The sequence below is a fragment of the Kitasatospora sp. NPDC098652 genome (assembly GCF_044760155.1).
Lineage (GTDB): Bacteria > Actinomycetota > Actinomycetes > Streptomycetales > Streptomycetaceae > Kitasatospora.
Genome location: NZ_JBIWAQ010000011.1, coordinates 172946 through 187451, shown reverse-complemented (window position 1 = coordinate 187451; position 14506 = coordinate 172946). Strand labels below are relative to the sequence as shown.

Here is a 14506-nt window from a genome sequence, read left to right as displayed (position 1 = left end):
TTGTCGCCCGCAGGGGTGGATTGAGCGGGAAAGCGCGCGGCCCTGTAGCAGAGGGCGCTTTAGTCGTGCCCGCGCGAGAGATCACACTGCTGACGTAGGTCAAGGAGTGGCACGCGAATGACGTCGAGTAGTGGCGGACGGGAGTGCGCATGAAGGGTCACAGCTGGACCGAGGTGAAGGCGGAGGCGTTCCGCATCAATCCCGAGCTGGCATCGCCTGAGGCAGAAGCGAGGCGGGCGCGGATGCGCCAGGAGACGCTGGCGCAGATCCGGGGGCACGAGCTGGCCGAGCTGCGACGCAAGGCCGGGCTGACGCAGAAGGAGGTTGCGGGGATGATGGGGGTCAGCCAGGCCAGGGTGTCGCAGATCGAGCACGGGCAGGTGGACAGCCTGGACAACCTGCGGGCATACGCCGCTGCGATTGGTGGCGAGGTTGAGGTGGCGGTACGGCAGGGGGAGCGGACGGTCAAGGTGGCCTGATCGTCCGACTCGACCGGGCCTCAGCTGAGCAGGGTGGCCATCCAGGATTCGATGGCCGGGACGGTGCGAGGGAGGGCGCCGGACATCAGGTGGGCGCCGTCCTCGGTGATGACGAGGTCGTCCTCGATGCGGATGCCGAGGCCGCGGAGTTCGAGGGGGAGGGTCTCGTCGTCGGGCTGGAGGTAGAGCCCGGGTTCGACGGTGAGGACCATACCCGCCTCCAGGGTGCCGTCGACGTAGCGGTCGGCGCGGGCCTTGGCGCAGTCGTGGTAGTCGAGGCCGAGCATGTGGCCGCTGCCGCAGAGGGTGTACCGGCGGTAGAGGCCGTTGTCCTCGGCGAGGGCCTGGTCGGCGGGGATGCGCAGGACGCCCCAGTCGGCGAGGCCTTCGGCGATGACCCGCATGGCGGCGTGGTGGAAGTCGCGGAAGCGGGCGCCGGGGCGCAGGGCGGCGATGCCGGCGCTCTGGGCGGCGAGGACGAGTTCGTAGGCCTGGCGCTGGACCGCAGTGAAGGTGCCGCTCAGCGGGAGGGTGCGGGTGATGTCGGCGGCGTAGAGGGTGTCGGTCTCGACGCCGGCGTCGAGCAGCAGCAGGGCGTCCGGGTCGAGGGCGCCGTCGTTGCGGATCCAGTGCAGGACGCAGGCGTGGGCGCCGGAGGCGGCGATGGTGGTGTAGCTGGGGCCGTTGCCCTCGGCGCGGGCGCGCAGGTCGAAGACGCCCTCGATCCAGCGTTCGCCGCGGTGGTGGCGCAGGGCGGCGGGGAGGGCGCGGACGACGTCCTCGAAGCCGCTGACGGTGTGGTCGACGGCGAGTTGCAGCTGCTGGACCTCCCAGGTGTCCTTGACCAGGCGCAACTCGGAGAGCACGGCGGCGAGTTCGTCGTCGCCCCGGGCGCCCCGGTCGTCGCGGGGCCGCCCGGTGGCCTGGTCGACGAGGGCGTCGGTGCCGGCCAGCACCCGGGTGGGGGGCTGCGGTCCGCCGAGCAGCTTGCCGAGGTCGTCGAGGTGTTCGGTGCGCAGCCCGGTGAGCCGGGCGGTCTCGTCGAGGTCGGGGCGGCGGCCGACCCAGAACTCGCCGTAGCGCCGGTCGCGGTAGAACTCGCCGCCGCTGCGCGGGGATCGGGGCCGTACGTGGAGGACGGGTTCGTGGCCCTCGGGGCCGGCCGGTTCGAGGACGAGGACGTGGTCGGCCTGCTCCTCGCCGGTGAGGCCGGTGAGCCAGGCGTAGGCGCTGTGCGGGCGGAAGCGGTGGTCGAGGTCGTTGCAGCGGACCTTGAGGCGTCCGGCGGGGACGATCAGCCGTTCGCCGGGGAAGGCGGCGGAGAGCCGGGCGCGGCGGCGGGCGAACTCGGGGTAGCCGGGGACGCGTTGGTCGGCGGGGAGCGGGGTGGCGGCCCAGGCGGTGCCCATGAAGGCGTCGAGGGCGGGGGAGACCGGGAGGTCGTGGCTGCCGGTGGCGAGCCGGGGCTGGGGTGGGGTCACCGGTGAACTCCTAGGCGGGGGTGGGGAGCTGGGGTTGGTGGGACACAGCTGGGTAACGGCGGGCGTCACCCCTTGTGCAGTGCAATTTCACATTACTATGTTACGGGTCACACAGCGGCGCGGCCAGAGCCGGCCCCGCTGACCGATGCAGGCCCCCCACAGCGGAGTTGCCACATGACCAGGCGCAGCCATGCCCTCCTCGCCGCCGCCCTCGCGGCGACCCTCACCCTCGGCCTCGGGGCCTGCAAGAACGACAAGAGCGACAGCGGCGGCGACGCGGCCCCCGGCAGCACCAAGGGACCGGGCGCGGAGAGCGGTTCGGTCATCGGCGGCGCCCCGGCCAAGGGCGGCACCCTCACCGTCCTGACCAACCAGGACTTCGCCCACCTCGACCCGGCCCGCAACTGGACCGTCCCGCACATGGACTTCGGCACCCGGCTGCTCTACCGCACCCTGACCACCTTCAAGGCCGAGCCGGGGGCCGCCGGCAGCGAGATCGTCCCGGACCTCGCCACCGACCTGGGCAAGTCCTCGGACGGCGGCAAGACCTGGACCTTCACCCTCAAGGACGGCCTCAAGTACGAGGACGGCAGCCCGATCAGGTCCGCCGACATCAAGTACAACGTCGAGCGCTCCTTCTCCCCGGACCTCACCGGCGGACCGGACTACGCGATCCAGTACCTGGCCGGCGGCGAGAACTACAAGGGCCCGCTCACCGGCCAGCACCTGGCGAGCATCGAGACCCCGGACGAGAAGACCGTCGTCTTCCACCTCAAGCGCCCGGTCGCCGAGTTCTCGGACACCGTCACCCTGCCGACCTTCGCCCCGGTGCCGCAGTCCCAGGAGAAGGGCACCCAGTACGACTCCCGGCCGTTCTCCTCCGGCCCGTACAAGATCGAGAGCTACGACCGGGGCAAGCAGCTGGTGCTGGTCCGCAACACCAACTGGGACCAGGGCACCGACACCGTCCGCAAGGCCTACCCGGACCGGATCGTGGTTACCGAGGGCATCAAGGGCGGCCAGGCGGACGACCGGATCATCGCCAGCGAGGGCGCCGACGGCAACGCCATCAACATGCCCTGGATGCAGCACGAGTCGGTCGCCAAGGTGCTGCCCAAGGCGGACGTCAAGTCCCGGATGGCCGCCGAGCGGACCGGCTGTACGGACATGCTGTACCTGAACACCGCCAAGGCGCCCTTCGACGACCCGAAGGCGCGCGAGGCGATGATGTGGGCCGTCGACCGCGAGGCCCAGGTGACCGCGTTCGGCGGCCCGGCGATGGCCGACGTGGCGACCTCCTTCCTCCCGCCGTCGCTGACCGGCGGGCTCAAGGCCGACCCGCTGAAGATCCCGGCCACCGGGGACCAGGAGAAGGCCAAGGCCCTGCTCAAGGAGGCCGGCAAGACCGACCTCAAGGTCGGGCTCACCGTCTCGCTCGGCGACAAGACCCGCGCCGAGGCGATCCAGCAGTCGCTGGCCAAGGCCGGCGTCCAGGTGACCGTCAACACCGTGGACCCGTCCGCCTTCACCGACACCCTCGGCGACACCAGGAACGCTCCCGAACTGGCCATCAGCGGCTGGTGCCCGGACTACCCGTCCGCCGCGACCTTCCTCCCGTTCCAGTTCGACGGACGCACCATCAAGGAGAAGGGCAACCAGGGCAACCTCAGCCAGTTCCGGGACCAGGCCACGATGGACCGGATGGACGCGATCGCGGCCATGCCGGACGTCAACGAGGCCAACAAGGCCTGGCAGCAGCTGGACGAGGACCTGATGCGCAAGGCCCCGGCCGTCCCGCTGATGTGGCAGCGCCGTCCGCTCATGGTCGGCACCAACGTGGCCGGGGCGTTCGGCAGTTCGGGCTACGCCGGGATGATCGACCTGGCCGTGGTGGGCCTCAAGGACCCGGCGAAGGGCAAGTGAGCGGCCCGATGAGCACCACCACGGAACCCCCTGCGACAGCGGAAGGCGCGCCGACGGGCCCCGCGAAGGCGGCCGGGCGCGGGCCGTGGCGGCTGGTCCTGGACCAGCTGTGGGCCCGCGGCTCGGCCCGGTTCGGGCTGGTCACGGTCGGCGTGCTGGTCCTGGCGGCCGCCCTGGCCGGCCCGCTGAGCGCGCTCGGCGGCTGGTCCCCCGAGGAGTTCGACAAGCGCGCCGTGGACGCCTACCTGGGCGGCATGCCCAGGGGCGACTTCGGCGGCATCAGCACCCGGCACTGGCTGGGCGTGGAGCCGATCACCGGGCGCGACCTGTTCGCCCGGGTGCTGCACGGCGGCCAGGTGTCGCTGCTGATCGCGTTCACCGCGACCGCGGTGGTCGTGGTCGCCGGCACCCTGGCCGGCGTCACGGCGGGCTACTTCGGCGGCCGGACCGACGCCGTGCTGTCCCGGCTGATGGACCTCACGATGTCCTTCCCCTCGCTGATCTTCATGATCGCGATGATGTCGGTGGCCAAGGACGTCAACCGGATCCTGCTGATCACCCTGGTGATCGGCCTGTTCACCTGGCCCGGCATCGCCCGGGTGGTGCGCGGCCAGACCCTCTCGCTCAAGCACCGCGAGTACGTCGAGGCCGCCCGGGTCGGCGGCGCCCGCTCCTGGCGGATCCTCACCCGGGAGATCCTGCCGAACGTCTCCGGCCCGGTCATCGCGTACACCACGCTGCTGATCCCCGGCATGATCGCCACCGAGGCCGCGCTCAGCTACCTCGGCGTGGGCGTCCGCCCGCCCACCCCCTCCTGGGGGCAGATGATCGCCGAGAGCATCTCCCAGTACGAGACCGACCCCACCTACTTCCTCATCCCGACCGCCTTCCTGTTCCTCGCCGTGCTCGCCTTCACCCTGCTCGGGGACGCGCTGCGCGACATCCTCGACCCCCGGGGAGCCCGCTCGTGATCCGCTACCCCGACCCCCGCGGAGGCCGGTCGTGATCCTCTACCTCGGCCGCCGCCTGCTCGGCGTGGCCGGCATCCTGCTCGCCATCTGCGCCATCACCTTCACCATCTTCTACCTGCTGCCCAACGACCCGGCCGCGGCCGCCTGCGGCAAGACCTGCAGCCCCGAGCGGCTCGCCGACGTCAAGGCGGCGATGGGCCTGGACAAGCCGGTCTGGGAGCAGTTCGGCACCTACCTGACCGGCATCTTCGCGGGCCGCGACTACGGCACCGGCCCGAGCGCGGTGCACTGCGGCTTCCCCTGCCTCGGCTACTCCTACGAGTACGGGCTGCCGGTCCGGGACCTGCTCGCCGACCGCCTGCCGGTCTCGGTCTCGCTGGCCCTCGGTGCCGCCGTGCTCTGGCTGCTCCTCGGCCTCGGCGCGGGCGTCACCTCGGCGCTGCGCAAGGGCGGCCTCACCGACCGGGCCCTGATGGTGCTCTCGGTCGGGGCGGCCTCCCTGCCGGTCTACTTCACCTCGATCATGCTGATCTGGGGCGTGGTCCGCACGGCCGGGCTGCTGCCCTACCCCTCGTACCACGCGTTCACCGACGGCCCGCTCGGCTGGGCCACCAACCTGCTGCTGCCCTGGACCGCCCTCGCCCTGCTGTACGCGGCCATGTACGCCCGGCAGAGCCGCACCTCGATGATCGAGGCGATGGCCGAGCCGTACATCCGCACCGCCCGGGCGAAGGGGCTGCCGCCGCGCACGGTGACCGTCAAGCACGGGCTGCGCTCCGCGACGACACCGATCCTGACCATCTTCGGGATGGACCTCGGCGGGCTGCTGGCCGGAGCCGTCATCACCGAGTCGATCTTCGGCCTGCCCGGCGTCGGCCGGCTGTTCTACGACGGTCTGGCCCGCTCCGACCAGCCCGTGATCCTCGGCGTCACCCTGCTCGCGGCCTTCTTCATCGTCGTGGCGAACCTGCTGGTCGACCTGCTCTACGCGTACGTCGACCCGAGAGTGAGGTACTGATGGCCAGCCTGTTGGAGGTCGAGGACCTCAAGGTCGCCTTCGACACCCCGCGCGGCACCGTTCGGGCCGTGGACGGCATCTCCTTCGCCGTCGAGGCCGGGCGCACCCTCGGCCTGGTCGGCGAGTCCGGCAGCGGCAAGTCCGTCACCTCGCTGGCCCTGATGGGCCTGCACCGCGGCGCCGCCGTCTCCGGCTCGATCCGGCTCGACGGCCGGGAGCTGACCGGCCTGGGCGAGCGGGAGCTGGGCGCCGTCCGGGGCCGGCGGATCGCCATGGTCTTCCAGGACCCGCTGTCCAGCCTGCACCCCTTCTACACGGTCGGCGAACAGATCGCCGAGCACTACCGGGTGCACTTCCGGGCGGGCCGCAAGGCCGGCCGGGCCCGGGCCGTGGAGATGCTCGCCGAGGTCGGCATCCCGGAACCGGCCCGCCGGGTCGACGAGTACCCGCACCAGTTCTCCGGCGGGATGCGCCAGCGGGTCATGATCGCCATGGCGCTGGCCTGCGAACCGGACCTGCTGATCGCGGACGAGCCCACCACCGCGCTGGACGTCACCGTCCAGGCGCAGATCCTCGACCTGATCGCCCGGATCCAGCAGGACCGCGGGCTCGGCGTCGTGATGATCACCCACGACCTGGGGGTGGTCGCCCGGGTCGCCCACGAGGTGCTGGTCATGTACGGCGGCCGGGCGGCCGAACAGGCCCCGGCGGAACGGCTGTTCGCCGCACCCGCGCACCCGTACACCCGCGGCCTGCTGGACTCGCTGCCGCGCCTGGACGACTCCGACGACGCCCCGCTGCGGGCCATCCCCGGCAGCCCGCCCTCGCTGCTCACCCCCGCCCCCGGCTGCTCCTTCGCCCCGCGCTGCGCCCGCACCACCGCGGCGACCGCCGAGGAGCATGCCCGCTGCCTGGCCGAGCGCCCGCCGCTCGACCCGTTCGGCCCGCCCGGGGCCGGCCACCGGGCCGCCTGCCATCTGCCACTGGTGCCGGAAGGGGCCCTCTGATGGCCGAACGACGACTGTCCGAGCCGCGACTGTCCCAGCCGCCACGGTCCGAACCGCTGCTGTCCGTACGGGACTTGGTGAAGACCTTCGCCGGACGGCGCAGCCGCACCGGCCGGGCCGGTGCGCCGGTCCGGGCCGTGGACGGGGTGAGCTTCGACCTCGCCGCGGGCGAGACCCTGGGCCTGGTCGGCGAGTCCGGCTGCGGCAAGTCCACCACCGGCCGGATGATCGTCCGGCTGCTCGACCCCACCTCGGGCACCGTCACCTTCGACGGCACCGAGATCGGCGGGCTGTCCCAGGCCCGGCTGCGGCCGCACCGGCGGCACCTGCAGATGGTCTTCCAGGACCCGTACTCCTCGCTCAACCCCCGGCAGACGGTGGCCCGGATCATCTCCGAGCCGCTGCTGGTCCAGGGCGCGAGTGCCGTGGAGGCGCGCGGCCGGGCGGCCGAACTGATGGAGCTGGTCGGGCTGATCCCCGAGCACCTCGACCGCTACCCGCACGAGTTCTCCGGCGGCCAGGCGCAGCGCATCGGCATCGCCCGCTCGCTGGCCACCTCGCCGAAGCTGGTGATCGCGGACGAGCCGGTCTCCGCGCTGGACGTCTCCGTCCAGGCCCAAGTGGTCAACCTGATGGAGCAGTTGCAGCGGGAGCTGGGCCTGGCGTACGTGTTCATCGCGCACGACCTCTCGGTGGTCAAGCGGGTCTGCGACCGGGTCGCGGTGATGTACCTGGGCCGGATCGTGGAGATCGGCGACAAGGCCGAGGTGTACGGCAGCCCGGCGCACCCGTACACCCGGGCGCTGCTGTCCGCCGTCCCGCTGCCGGATCCGGCAGCGGAGCGGGCCCGGGAACGGATCGTGCTGCTCGGCGACCCGCCGAGCCCGGCGGACCCGCCCACCGGGTGCGGCTTCCACCCGCGCTGCCCCAAGGCGCAGGCGCGCTGCCGGACGGAGCGGCCGCTGCTGGAGGTGGTCGGGACCGGCGGGCGCCAGGCGGCCTGCCACTTCCCGGAGCAGCCGTAACGCAGAAGAGCCCCCGGTCGGGCGTGGCGGGGAACCTCACGAGGGCCGCGTCCGACCGGGTACCAACCCGCCCTGCTGCCCCTCCTACTGCTCCTCGGAGGGCAGGAGCAGCCGGGGCCCGGGCCCCTCGGTGGCGAGTTCGTCACCGGGGTTGAGCACTCGGCAGCGGCGCAGCGACACGCAGCCGCAGCCGATGCAGCCGGTCAGCTCGTCCTCCAGTCGCTCCAACTCGGTGCGGCGGGCGCGCAGTTGCTCGGCCCAGCGGCGGGAGATCCGCTCCCAGTCGTGCTTGCCCGGCATCCGGTCCTCGGGCAGCCCGGTGAACACCTCGGCGACCTCGGCGAGCGGGATGCCGAGCCGCTTGGCGACCAGGATCAGCGAGATCCGGCGCAGTACGTGCCGCCGGTAGCGGCGCTGGTTGCCGGCCGAGCGCTCGGAGGAGATCAGCCCCTGCTCCTCGTAGAAGCGCACGGCGGAGGTGGCGATCCCGGCCCGGCGGGCCACCTCACCCACGCTGAGCAGGTCGACGGGTGCCGTTCCGGTCATGGCCACCGCTCCTCGACTTCAAGTTCTCTTGAAGTCCCAGCCTATCGGACGTGACCGGGCACCCGCTTCCCGGACCGCCACGACCGTTGCCGGGCTGCCGAGTTGCCCGGCGACGGTCGCCGCCGGGCGGCCGAGTTGCCCGGCAACGGTCGCCGCCGGTCGCCGCGTCCGGGGTCAGTGCACGGTGTACTCCACGGTCACGCTGACGACCACCAGCACCGCGTAGACCACCGCCGGCGTGGTCCGCCCGGCGGCGTGCAGCGCGAGCGCCCCGGTGAGCAGGGCCAGCAGCTTGAGCACGATCTCCACGCCCAGCGGCTGGCGGAACCTCGGCCCGCCCGCGGCCAGGAACAGCCCCCAGAAGACGGCCGCCAGGGCCGGTGCGCCGAGGCCCAGCAACAGCCGGGGGGCCAGGCCGGAGCCGGTCCGGAACCCCCAGTAGCAGAGCGAGGCCAGCAGGGCGAGCTCCAGCCCGAAGGCGAGTCCCGCGTTGGCCATGGTCAGCGGGGTCCACTGCCGCTGCCCGACCGGTCCCGGTCTTTCGATCCTCATCCCGTGCCCTCCCCGTTCGTTTCGCTCTGCCCGTTCGCCGGGCGGCCCGGCCGGGCGGTGGTCAGGCGGAGTTTCCCAGCCCGTCCGGCGGGAACTCAATGGCGGGAACCCAATGGATCGCCCCGAAGACGTGTACGGAACAGGGACCGGGCCGTAGCCTGGCGCATGCAATGTCACACATCACCAGAGGGAGTACCCGTCGTGGTCGACGACCTGAGCACCGCCGAGCCCCCGGCCCCGCTGCCCGCCGCCGAGGGCCTGTTCAGCGTCTCGCCGCAGGCCGCGCACCTCAACCACGGCTCCTTCGGCGCCGTGCCGGTCCCGGTGCAGCGGGTGCAGCAGGAGCTGCGCACCGAGCACGAGCTGGACCCGGACGGCTTCTTCGCCGACCTGCCGGCCCGGATCGCCGGTGCCCGGGTGCGGATCGCCGCCGAACTGGCCACCGACCCGGACCGGCTGGCCCTGGTCGCCAATGTCACCGAGGCGGCCGCGATCGCCCTGGACAGCATCCCGTTCGCCCCCGGGGACCGGATCCTGGTCACCGACCACGGCTACGGCGCCGTCACCCAGGCCGCCGCCCGCAGGGCCGCCGAGACCGGCGCCGAGCTGGTGGTCGCCCGGGTGCCGCTGGACGCCCCGGACGAGGCCGCCGTCCGGGCCACGGTGCTCGCCTCCGTGGACGACCGCACCACCGTCGCCGTCCTGGACCGGATCACCTCGCTCACCGCCCGTACGGTGGCCTCCCCGGCCCTGGTCGCCGAGCTGCGCGGACGCGGGGTGACCACGGTGGTGGACGGAGCCCACGCCCCCGGGATGCTGCCCGAGCCGGTCGACCCGAACGCCGACTTCTGGTTCGGCAACCTGCACAAGTGGGCCTTCGCCCCGCGCGCCACCGGGGTGCTGTCCGTCCGCCCCGAGTGGACCGCCCGGGTGCGCCCGCTCGCACTCTCCTGGGAGCACCACCGGGGTTTCCCGGCCAACGTCGAGTGGCGCGGCACCTGCGACTACACCCCGTGGCTGGCCGCCCCGGCCGGCTTCGGGCTGCTGCGGGAGCTGGGCGTCGAGGCGGTCGCCGCCCACAACGCCGCGCTCGCCGCGTACGGCCAGCGGGTGCTGGTCGAGCGGGCGGGCCTGCGGGCGCTGCCCGCGACGCCCGGGGTGTGGATGCGCACCGTACGGCTGCCGGCGGGGTACGGCGACACCGAGCCGCAGTACCTGGCGCTGCTGGCCGAGCTGTGGCGGCGGCACCGGATCCGGGTCGCCGTCCGGCCCGGGCCCGAGGGCGCGGTGCTGCGGGTGAGCGCCCAGCTGTACAACCGGCCGGCGGACTACGAACGGCTCGCGGACGCGCTGGTGGAACTGTTCAAGGAGTAGGCGCGGGGTTGCTCAAGCGGTTGTTCAAGGGGTTGTTCAAGGCGTGGGCGCGGGGCCGGCCGGCCCCTGGTCGCCCGCCGCCCGCAGTTCCGCGAGCAGCGGGTCGCGGTCGACGAGCAGCCCGGTGAGGATCCGCCGGGCCGCTCGCAGCAGGTCGGCGACATCGCCGCCGGCCAGCGCGTAGACCACGGTGCTGCCGTCCCGGGTGGCGGTGACGATGCCGGACCGGCGCAGCACCGCGAGCTGCTGGGACAGGCTGGAGGGCTCCACCTGCAGTTCGGCGAGCAGGCCGCGGACGGGTGTCGGGCCGGCCTGCAGCAGCTCCAGCACCCGGATCCGGACGGGATGGCCGAGCATCCGGAAGAACTCGGCCTTGGCCTGGTACAGCTCCCCCAGCCTTCGGCCGGGAGGTGCCCCCATCGTCACGAGGCCCCCCTCTCCTGGTCTCGGCGGGTTCAGATCTCCAGCGAGAGCTCGATCTGCTTGAGCCGGTGGCGGGCCATCGCGAGGTTGGAACGGTTGCGGTGGAGCACCAGGAAGAGGAACAGCCCGCGCCCGGTGGGCGTCGTGATCGGCCGGACCATGTGGTACTGGTGCGTCAGCGTGATCAGGATGTCCTCGATCTCGTTGTCGAGCAGGTTGAGCGCCTCCATCGCCCGCATCTTGGCGCGGACCACGTCGGTGTTGCCGGCCGCTGCGACGTTGAGGTCCAGTTCGCCGCCGTCCCCGAGGGTGCCGAGGGCCATGCCGCTGCCGTAGTCGACCAGGGCGACGCCGATCGCGCCGTCGATCGACATGGCTTCCTTGAGGGACGTCTCCAGGTTCGCCATCGTGGCGGTCCTCCCGTGAGTCGGTGGCCGTGGCTCACGGCCCTGGCTCACGAAGGTAGGGAGCGGATCCCGGACTCCACCGGGAATGACCGGAGTCGCTCGGATCTGGCCCGACCCTGATCACTTGAAGACATTTGCAACTATGGATCTGAGAGAGGAGTGACCTCCTGGCTCGGAAAACGGTGCTATCGATGTCACTCCTCCCGGGTAACCTCTCGCTGAGATGCGAGATCACACCAACCACACCCGGACGGCGATGAACACCCCCGATCCAGAGCCCCAGGAAGTCCAGGAGCTCAGCCCCGCCGAGGCGTACGCGGCCAGCCGTCGACGGGCCAAGGAGCAGGCCACCGCCCTGTACGGCTTCCAGCAGCTGTACGACTTCCCGCTGGACGACTTCCAGGTGGAGGCCTGCGAGACGCTGGAGGCCGGCTCCGGCGTCCTGGTGGCCGCCCCCACCGGCTCCGGGAAGACCATCGTCGGCGAGTTCGCCGTGCACCTGGCCCTCCAGGCCGGCCGCAAGTGCTTCTACACCACGCCGATCAAGGCGCTCTCCAACCAGAAGTACGGGGACCTGGTCAAGCGCTACGGCGCCGCCAAGGTCGGCCTGCTCACCGGTGACAACACCGTCAACGGCGACGCCCCCGTGGTGGTGATGACCACCGAGGTGCTCCGCAACATGCTCTACGCGGGCTCCAGCACCCTCGACGGCCTCGGCTACGTCGTGATGGACGAGGTGCACTACCTCGCCGACCGCTTCCGCGGCGCCGTCTGGGAGGAGGTCATCATCCACCTCCCCGAGTCGGTCACCCTCGTCTCGCTCTCCGCGACCGTCTCCAACGCCGAGGAGTTCGGCGACTGGCTGGACACCGTGCGCGGCGGCACCAAGGTGATCGTCTCCGAGACCCGCCCCGTCCCGCTGTGGCAGCACGTGATGGCCGGCAACCGGATGTACGACCTGTTCGCCGACCCCGACCGGGACGGCCGCCCCAAGCACAGCCTCAAGAACCCCGGCAAGGCCGTCAACCCTGAGCTGGTCCGGCTCGCCCGCTCCGAGCTCGACCGCAACCCGCGCGACCGCTTCGGCCGCGGCCGGGGCCGCTCCATGCCCAACGGCCGTCCCGGCAAGGTCTGGACGCCGGGCCGGGTCGACGTCATCGACCGGCTCGACGCCGAGGGCCTGCTGCCCGCGATCACCTTCATCTTCAGCCGGGCCGGCTGCGAGGCCGCCGTCCAGCAATGCCTCAGCTCCGGCCTGCGGCTCAACAAGGACTCCGACCGCGCCCTGGTCCGGTCGATCGTCGAGGAGCGCTGCGCCGACATCCCCGACGAGGACCTGCACGTCCTCGGCTACTTCGAGTGGCTGGACGGGCTGGAGCGCGGCATCGCCGCCCACCACGCCGGGATGCTGCCCCGGTTCAAGGAGGTCGTCGAGGAGCTCTTCGTGAAGGGCCTGGTCAAGGCCGTCTTCGCGACCGAGACCCTGGCGCTCGGCATCAACATGCCCGCCCGCTCGGTGGTCATGGAGAAGCTGGTCAAGTGGAACGGCGAGACCCACGCCGACATCACCCCCGGCGAGTACACCCAGCTCACCGGCCGGGCCGGGCGGCGCGGCATCGACGTCGAGGGCCACGCCGTGGTGCTCTGGCAGCGCGGCCTCGACCCGGAGGCGCTGGCCGGCCTGGCCGGCACCCGCACCTACCCGCTCAAGTCCTCGTTCCGGCCCTCCTACAACATGGCCGTCAACCTGGTCTCCCAGTTCGGCCGGCACCGCTCCCGCGAACTGCTGGAGACCTCCTTCGCCCAGTTCCAGGCGGACCGCTCGGTCGTCGGCATCGCCCGTCAGGTGCAGCGCAACGAGGAGGGGCTGGACGGCTACCGCGAGTCGATGACCTGCCACCTCGGCGACTTCGACGAGTACATGGAGCTGCGCCGCCGGCTCAAGGACCGCGAGAACGAGCTGGCCCGCGAGGGCAGCAGCCAGCGCCGCGCCGCCGCCATCGAATCGATCGAGCAGCTCAAGCCGGGCGACGTCATCCACGTCCCCACCGGCAAGTTCGCCGGCCTCGCCCTGGTCCTCGACCCGGGCCTGCCGCCGGTCAGCCGCTCCGGCCGCGGCGGCCCGCGCCACCCCGACTACCAGGACGGCCCGCGCCCGGTGGTGCTCACCGCCGAGCGGCAGGTCAAGCGGCTCGCGATGATCGACTTCCCGCACCCGGTGGTCGCCCTCGAACGGGTCCGCATCCCCAAGTCCTTCAACCCGCGCAGCCCGCAGTCCCGGCGCGACCTCGCCTCCGCGCTGCGCACCAAGGCCGGCCACCTGGAGCCCGAGCGGTTCCAGCGCGGCCGCGCGGCCGCCGCCGACGACCCGGAGATCACCCGGCTGCGCACCGAACTGCGCCAGCACCCCTGCCACGGCTGCACCGACCGCGAGGACCACGCCCGCTGGGCCGAGCGCTACCACCGGCTGCACCGCGACACCGAACTGCTGGAACGCCGGATGCGCTCCCGCACCCACACCATCGCCCGCACCTTCGACCGGGTCTGCGGCCTGCTCACCGACCTCGGCTACCTCAGCGGCGACACCGTCACCGACGACGGCAAGCGGCTCGGCCGGCTCTACGGCGAGCTCGACCTGCTCGCCTCCGAGTGCATCCGCGAGGGCGTCTGGAGCGGCCTCGCCGCCGCCGAACTCGCCGCCTGCGCCTCGGCGCTGGTCTTCGAGGCGCGCCAGGCCGACGACGCCGGCGCCCCCCGGGTGCCGGAGGGCGCGGCCAAGGAGGCCCTCGGCCAGATGGTCCGGATCTGGGGCCACCTGGACGCCCTGGAGGAGCAGCACCGGATCAACACCGCCGAAGGCGTCGGCCAGCGCGAACCCGACCTCGGCTTCGCCTGGGCCGCCTACCGCTGGGCGCTCGGCCACAGCCTGGACCAGGTCCTGCGCGACGCCGACATGCCGGCCGGCGACTTCGTCCGCTGGACCAAGCAGCTGATCGACGTCCTCGGCCAGATCCAGGACGCGGCCGGCGAGGACGCCGAACTCCGCAGGACCGCCCGCAAGGCCGTCGACGGCCTGCGCCGCGGCATCATCGCCTACTCCTCCGTGGGCTGAGCCCCCGGCAACGCGAAGGGGCCCGCACGTTCGCCACCGAACGCGCGGGCCCCTTCGCGTACGCACCGACCTCCTGGCGATGAAGGGGGTGAAGCCGCCAGGCCTGCGGCCTTGGCGGGATCACGCGGCGGGGCGGGGGCGGTCTGGCGGACCCCGGCCGGCGGGCGGGGCCGGGGGGCCGGGGGGCG

Annotated in this window: 13 protein-coding genes; 8 read left to right on the top strand and 5 right to left on the bottom strand. The window is 72.5% G+C overall.

Annotation, left to right across the window (positions count from 1 at the left end; all coding sequences use genetic code 11):
• Positions 1-149: 149 nt before the first annotated feature.
• On the top strand, positions 150-479 hold the full coding sequence (locus ACIQWA_RS24080; protein WP_402485573.1) for a helix-turn-helix domain-containing protein: 330 nt from the start codon (positions 150-152) through the stop codon (positions 477-479).
• A gap of 20 nt (positions 480-499) precedes the next feature.
• On the opposite strand, the gene ACIQWA_RS24075 is transcribed toward ACIQWA_RS24080, so the two are convergent.
• Positions 500-1960 carry an aminopeptidase P family protein gene (locus ACIQWA_RS24075; RefSeq protein ID WP_402485570.1) on the bottom strand — a complete coding sequence of 487 codons (1461 nt, stop codon included), beginning with the start codon at positions 1958-1960 and terminating at the stop codon, positions 500-502.
• 174 nt (positions 1961-2134) lie between these two features.
• Between ACIQWA_RS24075 and ACIQWA_RS24070 the strand changes: the two genes are divergently transcribed.
• From ACIQWA_RS24070 to ACIQWA_RS24050, 5 genes are read left to right on the top strand one after another with little or no spacing between them, the layout of a single operon-like run.
• On the top strand, positions 2135-3883 hold the full coding sequence (locus tag ACIQWA_RS24070; protein ID WP_402485567.1) for an ABC transporter substrate-binding protein: 1749 nt from the start codon (positions 2135-2137) through the stop codon (positions 3881-3883).
• Positions 3884-3891: 8 nt separating this feature from the next.
• Positions 3892-4854 carry an ABC transporter permease gene (locus tag ACIQWA_RS24065; RefSeq protein WP_402485564.1) on the top strand — a complete coding sequence of 321 codons (963 nt, stop codon included), beginning with the start codon at positions 3892-3894 and terminating at the stop codon, positions 4852-4854.
• 31 nt (positions 4855-4885) lie between these two features.
• Positions 4886-5872 carry an ABC transporter permease gene (locus tag ACIQWA_RS24060; protein ID WP_402485561.1) on the top strand — a complete coding sequence of 329 codons (987 nt, stop codon included), beginning with the start codon at positions 4886-4888 and terminating at the stop codon, positions 5870-5872.
• Positions 5872-6879, top strand: coding sequence for an ABC transporter ATP-binding protein (locus ACIQWA_RS24055; protein WP_402485558.1), 1008 nt, complete (start codon positions 5872-5874; stop codon positions 6877-6879). Before ACIQWA_RS24060 ends, ACIQWA_RS24055 begins: the two co-directional genes overlap by 1 nt.
• Positions 6879-7904, top strand: a complete 1026-nt coding sequence (locus ACIQWA_RS24050; RefSeq protein ID WP_402485555.1) for an ABC transporter ATP-binding protein — start codon at positions 6879-6881, stop codon at positions 7902-7904. Before ACIQWA_RS24055 ends, ACIQWA_RS24050 begins: the two co-directional genes overlap by 1 nt.
• Before the next feature lie 84 nt (positions 7905-7988).
• Here the strand turns inward: ACIQWA_RS24050 and soxR are convergent, their stop codons facing one another.
• Both soxR and ACIQWA_RS24040 read right to left on the bottom strand, forming a co-directional pair.
• Complete coding sequence (gene soxR, locus ACIQWA_RS24045; protein WP_360230251.1) at positions 7989-8450, bottom strand: redox-sensitive transcriptional activator SoxR; 462 nt, start codon at positions 8448-8450, stop codon at positions 7989-7991.
• Positions 8451-8624: 174 nt separating this feature from the next.
• A complete protein-coding gene (locus ACIQWA_RS24040; protein WP_402485551.1) occupies positions 8625-9002 on the bottom strand; it encodes a YrdB family protein in 378 nt (125 codons plus the stop codon).
• A gap of 201 nt (positions 9003-9203) precedes the next feature.
• On the opposite strand from ACIQWA_RS24040, the gene ACIQWA_RS24035 reads away from it, so the two are divergent.
• Entirely contained in the window at positions 9204-10376 is a 1173-nt protein-coding gene (locus ACIQWA_RS24035) for an aminotransferase class V-fold PLP-dependent enzyme (protein WP_402485548.1), read from the top strand.
• 36 nt (positions 10377-10412) lie between these two features.
• Here ACIQWA_RS24035 and ACIQWA_RS24030 read toward each other — a convergent pair whose 3' ends face one another.
• Both ACIQWA_RS24030 and ACIQWA_RS24025 read right to left on the bottom strand, forming a co-directional pair.
• Positions 10413-10796, bottom strand: coding sequence for an ArsR/SmtB family transcription factor (locus tag ACIQWA_RS24030; protein WP_402485542.1), 384 nt, complete (start codon positions 10794-10796; stop codon positions 10413-10415).
• Positions 10797-10831: 35 nt separating this feature from the next.
• On the bottom strand, positions 10832-11206 hold the full coding sequence (locus tag ACIQWA_RS24025) for a hypothetical protein (RefSeq protein WP_360230245.1): 375 nt from the start codon (positions 11204-11206) through the stop codon (positions 10832-10834).
• A 256-nt stretch (positions 11207-11462) separates the two neighbouring features.
• Between ACIQWA_RS24025 and ACIQWA_RS24020 the strand changes: the two genes are divergently transcribed.
• Positions 11463-14318, top strand: a complete 2856-nt coding sequence (locus ACIQWA_RS24020) for a DEAD/DEAH box helicase (RefSeq protein ID WP_402485704.1) — start codon at positions 11463-11465, stop codon at positions 14316-14318.
• Positions 14319-14506: the final 188 nt, after the last annotated feature.

Excerpts from the sequence above, each read along its gene's own strand:
- ACIQWA_RS24080 (WP_402485573.1), top strand. The coding sequence starts at position 150 with ATGAAGGGTCACAGCTGGACCGAGGTGAAGGCGGAGGCGTTCCGCATC.
- ACIQWA_RS24070 (WP_402485567.1), top strand. The coding sequence starts at position 2,135 with ATGACCAGGCGCAGCCATGCCCTCCTCGCCGCCGCCCTCGCGGCGACC.
- ACIQWA_RS24065 (WP_402485564.1), top strand. The coding sequence starts at position 3,892 with ATGAGCACCACCACGGAACCCCCTGCGACAGCGGAAGGCGCGCCGACG.
- ACIQWA_RS24055 (WP_402485558.1), top strand. The coding sequence starts at position 5,872 with ATGGCCAGCCTGTTGGAGGTCGAGGACCTCAAGGTCGCCTTCGACACC.
- ACIQWA_RS24050 (WP_402485555.1), top strand. The coding sequence starts at position 6,879 with ATGGCCGAACGACGACTGTCCGAGCCGCGACTGTCCCAGCCGCCACGG.
- soxR (WP_360230251.1), bottom strand. The coding sequence starts at position 8,450 with ATGACCGGAACGGCACCCGTCGACCTGCTCAGCGTGGGTGAGGTGGCC.
- ACIQWA_RS24040 (WP_402485551.1), bottom strand. The coding sequence starts at position 9,002 with ATGAGGATCGAAAGACCGGGACCGGTCGGGCAGCGGCAGTGGACCCCG.
- ACIQWA_RS24030 (WP_402485542.1), bottom strand. The coding sequence starts at position 10,796 with ATGGGGGCACCTCCCGGCCGAAGGCTGGGGGAGCTGTACCAGGCCAAG.
- ACIQWA_RS24025 (WP_360230245.1), bottom strand. The coding sequence starts at position 11,206 with ATGGCGAACCTGGAGACGTCCCTCAAGGAAGCCATGTCGATCGACGGC.
- ACIQWA_RS24020 (WP_402485704.1), top strand. The coding sequence starts at position 11,463 with ATGAACACCCCCGATCCAGAGCCCCAGGAAGTCCAGGAGCTCAGCCCC.